The organism is Nocardia sp. NPDC058497 (assembly GCF_042720195.1).
GTDB lineage: Bacteria > Actinomycetota > Actinomycetes > Mycobacteriales > Mycobacteriaceae > Nocardia.
Genome location: NZ_JBHXMY010000432.1, coordinates 1 through 5,131, shown reverse-complemented (window position 1 = coordinate 5,131; position 5,131 = coordinate 1). Strand labels below are relative to the sequence as shown.

General features: G+C 66.1%; 7 protein-coding genes. 4 read left to right on the top strand and 3 right to left on the bottom strand.

All coding sequences use genetic code 11. The features are described from left to right. Positions 1-946: alpha/beta hydrolase (locus ACFWPJ_RS24020; protein WP_378854646.1), on the top strand; the 946-nt coding region annotated here is incomplete at its 5' end. Continuing rightward, the gene (locus tag ACFWPJ_RS24015; RefSeq protein WP_378854645.1) at positions 943-1,446 is read left to right on the top strand and encodes a hypothetical protein; all 504 of its coding nucleotides are present in this window, start codon (positions 943-945) and stop codon (positions 1,444-1,446) included. The genes ACFWPJ_RS24020 and ACFWPJ_RS24015, both read left to right, overlap by 4 nt. Before the next feature lie 17 nt (positions 1,447-1,463). Here ACFWPJ_RS24015 and ACFWPJ_RS24010 read toward each other — a convergent pair whose 3' ends face one another. Together ACFWPJ_RS24010 and ACFWPJ_RS24005 are read right to left on the bottom strand one after the other, a co-directional pair. Next, positions 1,464-1,889 carry a DNA-binding protein gene (locus ACFWPJ_RS24010; protein ID WP_378854644.1) on the bottom strand — a complete coding sequence of 142 codons (426 nt, stop codon included), beginning with the start codon at positions 1,887-1,889 and terminating at the stop codon, positions 1,464-1,466. Continuing rightward, positions 1,886-2,152 (bottom strand): hypothetical protein, encoded by a 267-nt coding sequence (locus tag ACFWPJ_RS24005; protein ID WP_378854643.1) that lies wholly within the window; start codon positions 2,150-2,152, stop codon positions 1,886-1,888. The genes ACFWPJ_RS24010 and ACFWPJ_RS24005 overlap by 4 nt, the downstream gene beginning before the upstream one ends. 169 nt (positions 2,153-2,321) lie before the next feature. Between ACFWPJ_RS24005 and ACFWPJ_RS24000 the strand changes: the two genes are divergently transcribed. Further along, a complete protein-coding gene (locus tag ACFWPJ_RS24000; protein ID WP_378854642.1) occupies positions 2,322-3,014 on the top strand; it encodes an ESX secretion-associated protein EspG in 693 nt (230 codons plus the stop codon). 5 nt (positions 3,015-3,019) lie between these two features. On the opposite strand, the gene ACFWPJ_RS23995 is transcribed toward ACFWPJ_RS24000, so the two are convergent. Continuing rightward, entirely contained in the window at positions 3,020-3,811 is a 792-nt protein-coding gene (locus tag ACFWPJ_RS23995; protein WP_378854641.1) for a hypothetical protein, read from the bottom strand. A 222-nt stretch (positions 3,812-4,033) separates the two neighbouring features. Between ACFWPJ_RS23995 and ACFWPJ_RS23990 the strand changes: the two genes are divergently transcribed. Next, positions 4,034-5,131, top strand: a 1,098-nt coding sequence (locus ACFWPJ_RS23990; protein ID WP_378854640.1) for a GMC family oxidoreductase, incomplete at its 3' end; no start/stop codon positions are given.

Below are 5,131 nucleotides of genomic sequence, written 5' to 3'. Positions count from 1 at the left end.
GATCGAGATGGTGGGCGATATGAAGGCCGGGGTGCCGGGCGTCGGCGTCTATGTGCCCGGCACCAGCACCAGCCTCAATGGTTCCGGCTCCAACCATGTCGCCGCGTGGAATCTGGCAGACCAGACCGGCGGTCCGATCTTCCTCTACATGGAAGGCGACTTCCCACAGAGCCTGACCAGCCTGACCGACGGCGCGCCGAGCCCGAAGTTCGCGGCCGACATGGCGCCGAAACTTGTCGACTTCGGCCGGGAAGTCGACCGCGAAGTCGCGTCCTCCGCGCCGGGAACACCGGTCTCCTACGTCGGGCATTCCTACGGTGGATCGATCGTCGGCTCGGCCGAGCAGCTGGGCTTGCGCGCTGACCGCATTCTCCATGCGTCATCGGCGGGTACCGGGGTGTTCGACACCGGATGGAACAATCCGAATCCGAACGTCCAGCGGTATTCGATGACCGCGCCGGGCGACCTGATCGGCGTTGTGCAGTCGTATCCCGAAGGGGGACTTACCATTCCGGGTGGTGTCCGGCTACCCGGCAATCCGCATGCGTCCGATGAGCTCGGCGGGGACCCGGACGAGGTGCCCGGAGTGGTCCGGCTCGACACCGGCTACTACAGCGACAGATCGAGCGACCATCCCGGGGAGGTCGTTGTCGGAACCGACGGCCACGGTCAGTACTGGGATGACCCGGGATCGACCGCCTTCCAGAACATCGTCGGTGTCATCGAGGGCTCGTCGGCGACCGCCTACGTCGAGCGCGGGATCGAAACCCCATTCGTCGATATCGGCTTGGGCGACAACGGAAACGGCGCCAAGGAATCCTTCGACGCGGGCAAGGCGGCCGCGGCCCAACAGGCAGCCGCCGCGCTCGGCATCGACATCGACCCCTACGCCGGACCGAGCGTCACCGACAATCCGGACCCTGGTGCGAAGATCGATATCCGATGAGAATCGCCTCTGTGCTCGCCATGGCGGCGGTCGTCCTGACTGGTTGCGCGATCGTGGACGAGAAGGGTCCGACCAACGACGACATCATGAAGGGCACCGGCCTGACCGTTGCCGCGGCCCGACCGATCGTTGCGGACAATTTCGAGCTCATCTGGCCAGAACAACTGTCAGTCGACCCGGAGGCAGTCGCTGTGCGCTCGGGCTGCCGGACCAGCATGACCTCCATCAGCTCCGAGGGCCCACCTTGGCGCCCACGATACGAGCGCGAAGTGGTCAACCCGTCTCAGGAACTCATCGACCGTGCCATGGCCAACCTCGAGGCAATGACCGCCCGTGGCTTCACCCTCGTACCGAGCCAGAATCCGGACCAGGACCCGGTGAGCAGGTACTACCGTGACTCACGGGGATTCTCGGTGTCGTCGTCCCGGATCCGTGTCGGCCAGAACGACGAGGAAGTGCGATTCTCCATGGCCGCCGCCTCCCCCTGCGCGGCAGAGTGAGGACCGTGGCCGCCCCGTCACACCTCGACGACGGCGATCGTGTCCGGCAGTAGTCGCTCCATGTCGTCGACATCCGAGGTGAACACCGTGACCTGGCCACGCTGCGCTTGCGCGACAACAGCGAGCACCGCATCAATGGCGTACTTGTGCCCATGCAGACCGGCGGCTGCCAACATTCGCCTGGCCCGCCGGGCCTCGTCCTTGCCGATGTCGGCCACGACCATACGAGAGAGGACCCAGTCCCAGCGTTGCTCGGTCGTTTTGCCATCGAATGCTTCGACAACGGTCATCGGAGAAGTGATGACATCGGCCGCGCCCCGGGCAGCGAGGTCCAGCCGAGCAATCATTTTGCGGTCACCACGCACCGCGAGCGACAACGCCTCACTGTCGAAGACGAACGTCCGCAAGGGGCTCGTGCGCGACCCACTCGGCTTGCCTTTCATGCAACGTCGCCATGCGCACGGCGTCGCGAGTGCTCAGCATCCAGCGCCTCCAACTCCCGCAGCGCTTCGGCCTGCTCGGCGGCCGTCACTGGGCCGTGCTCGGCCTGCAACCAATCGACCAACTCCACCAATCGATCACGATCGCGCTTGGCGCGCAACGCTTCCGCCACGTAGGAGGACAGGCCCCGCTCCCCCGTCTCGGATCGAATCTCATCAATCAGGTCCGCGGGGATCGTCACCGTCACTTTCCTGGTGTTCGCCATACTTTCAACCATACACTCGGTATAGGGTGCCATACCAGCGCCCAAGTCCTCGTGACCTGGGGTGCCCCCGGTGATAGGCGGAGACCACGACAGTGCACCGAGCTGAATTCACCGGCATCGAGTTCGAGATCCTGTGGGCAGGCTACGGCCGTGACCGTCTCCCCTACCCTTGCAATACCGCACCGACATCGCAGACTTCGACGAACTGAAGCGGCATCGGGAAGCGGCGGTCGAGAGCCTGCTCCGCAAATACGATCCCGCGGTCGAGCATGCCCTGACCGTCCTGCTCGACCCGGACGCCAGGGTCGAATCCAAAGGCTTTGTCGGACAGGACACCTCGAACGCCATCCGCTTCCACGGTGCGATTCGCGGCCCAGCAGGGGCGACCCTGACCCAAGCGCGCGGCACCGCCGAGGACATCGGCGGCGACGTCGTCATGACCTACTGCCGCGCAGACCAGGTGGCCGCCCTCGCGGTCGCGGCACTCCCCCGCGCGAAGCCGGGCACGAAACCACCGGTGGAAGTCCGCCGCGAAAGACTCGCCGCCGAAGAGGAACACTTCGAATACCGCGCAGGCCAGCTCAGCTCCGCCGACCAGCTCAACCGCATCTTCCACCGCAAACGCCGCGCCTTCGGCGAAATCTCCACCTTCTCCGGCCCCGCCGTCGACGCTCGCCCCAGCCCCGGCCGCACCTTCTGGTGGATGGACTACGACGACGGCCGCTACTACGTCAAAACCGGCGACCCCATCATCGCCGAACCCCTCCCCACCGACCGCATGATCGCCGGCATCCGCCGCATGCTCGCCCGAGCCCAGCGCTACCACCAGGAATTCGGCGAACCCGACGACCGCCTCGCCTGAGCCTCTCACCACCCGCCGTCGAACAACGCCCGCAGCGCGGGAACCGGATCCGCCACGGTCGTCGTATTCGCCACCGCGACAACGAGAAACACCACCGCCAACCCCACCGCGAGCACCCCGGACCCCGCGAGCACGCGCCGCTCCCCCGACGACCTCCCCGCACGCCGCTTCCACAGCACCACACTCGCCACGGCAAAACCCACCGCGACAACGGCCGCGATCACCGCCATCACCACGTGATAGCGCGTGAAGCCATCAATCATCACGTCGAGCGCAGGCGAAGCACCCGCCCCTGCCGACGCGGCCAACTGCCGACCGACGTCCTCCAATGTCCCCGCCAGTTCCGGCCCCACCGCTTCGTCGAACAGCATCGGCAACACCGACGCGTAAGGCGCCACCGCACCTTGCACATTCGCCATCACCGCCACCAACGCGACGAGTGCGAACATCGTGACGCCCGCACCGGCCGTCCCGAGCACAATCCTGCGCCCCCGCCCCGAATCACCCTTCCGCCCAACGGCTTTCCACAGCACCGAGGCCAGCGCGACCAGAACACCCAGCAGCACAACAGCGATCAGCGCTTTGATCACGTGATACCGAAACCAGTACTCCACAACCTCATCCAGCGCGGGCGAGAACTCGCCCGCACCCGAACTCCAGTACCCGACGAACGCCACCCGTAGCGCACCCCGAAGCTCCCCCTCGTCGCCGATCCCGCCGTCGGATCCCCATCCCGCCACCATCCCCGGAACGAGCACGAACGCGACCACGAGCAACACCGCCGCCGCCACGAGCACCGCAACTCCACGCCCGGAAGAACGCAACCCCCGGGATGTCACCGCCAGACCGTCCACGACGATTCCTCCGATCAGAAACGGCCACCACGACACCGGCAGTCGCGCACACCGATGCTAACGAGGCTCGCCCGAAGTCCACCGAGGTCAGCCGACTTCTGGCGCGAAGTAGATCGCGATAGAATCCGAAGGTCGTTTTGGGTCGACTCCCGACCGGAGAACACGGTGACAGAGGCCGACTATGTCGTTGTAGGGGCTGGGAGCGCGGGCTGTGCCGTCGCGCGCCGGCTCGCCGAAAGCGGCGCGTCCGTGGTGCTGCTCGAAGCGGGTGGGGCGGACGACAGGGGCTGGGCCAAGATGATGTTCCGGATTCCGGGCGCGATCAATGTCATCCACTCGACGCCGCAGCTGAAGAAGCTGTTCGATTGGGGCGACAAGTCGACACCGCAGCGCCATGCGCTCGACCGCACGATCCCCATGAGGCACGGCCGGATACTCGGCGGGTCGAGTTCGGTCAACGGGATGCTTTTCGTCCGGGGTAACCGGAAGAACTTCGACGACTGGGCCGCCGAAGGCTGTCACGGGTGGGCCTACGCGGACGTCCTGCCATATTTCCGACGGATGGAGGACTGGGAGGGCGGGGCGAGCGCATTACGTGGGTCTGGCGGTCCGATCAAGGTCACCCGCCAGCACACCATCACCGACGCGGCGCGCGCGTTCATGGATGCCACCGCGACGCGCCTCGGTGTGCCGAAGATCGATGACTACAACGGCGAGAGCCAGGAAGGTGTCGCGGTTTTTCAGCAGAGCGCCGCGAACGGTGTGCGGTACTCCGCGTCCAAGGGCTACCTGCACGAAGATCCGCTGCCCAATCTCACCGTGCTCACGGAGACGACGGTGACGAAGGTCGTCATCGAAGGATCCCGCGCGACGGGCGTGGAGATCCTGGTCGACGGCGGCAAGCAGGTGATCGGGGCCTCGCGCGAGGTCGTCGTATCGGCCGGCGTGTTCGGGTCGCCGCAGATCTTGCAGCTGTCCGGGATCGGCCCCGCCGCGCATCTGAAAGAGCAGGGTATCGCCGCCAAGGCGGACTTGCCGGTCGGCGACAACCTGCACGACCACCTTTTCGTCCCCCTCTCCTTCGAGATGAAATCGGCATTGCGCAAGCCCACGGCGCCGTATTTCCTGCGCGGACTGGCGGCGGAACGATGTCGTCCCGGTTCGTCGTGGGCGGCCGGTTCCTCCTTCGAATCCGTCGCATTCGTGCGCACCTCCCATGCCCGCGAGGTCCCCGACCTGCAACTACTCAGCCTCTACTGGGTC

What these genes read in the sequence shown, in the direction of transcription:
- ACFWPJ_RS24015 (WP_378854645.1), top strand. Translation starts at nt 943, where the DNA reads ATGAGAATCGCCTCTGTGCTCGCCATGGCGGCGGTCGTCCTGACTGGT.
- ACFWPJ_RS24010 (WP_378854644.1), bottom strand. Translation starts at nt 1,889, where the DNA reads ATGAAAGGCAAGCCGAGTGGGTCGCGCACGAGCCCCTTGCGGACGTTC.
- ACFWPJ_RS24005 (WP_378854643.1), bottom strand. Translation starts at nt 2,152, where the DNA reads ATGGCGAACACCAGGAAAGTGACGGTGACGATCCCCGCGGACCTGATT.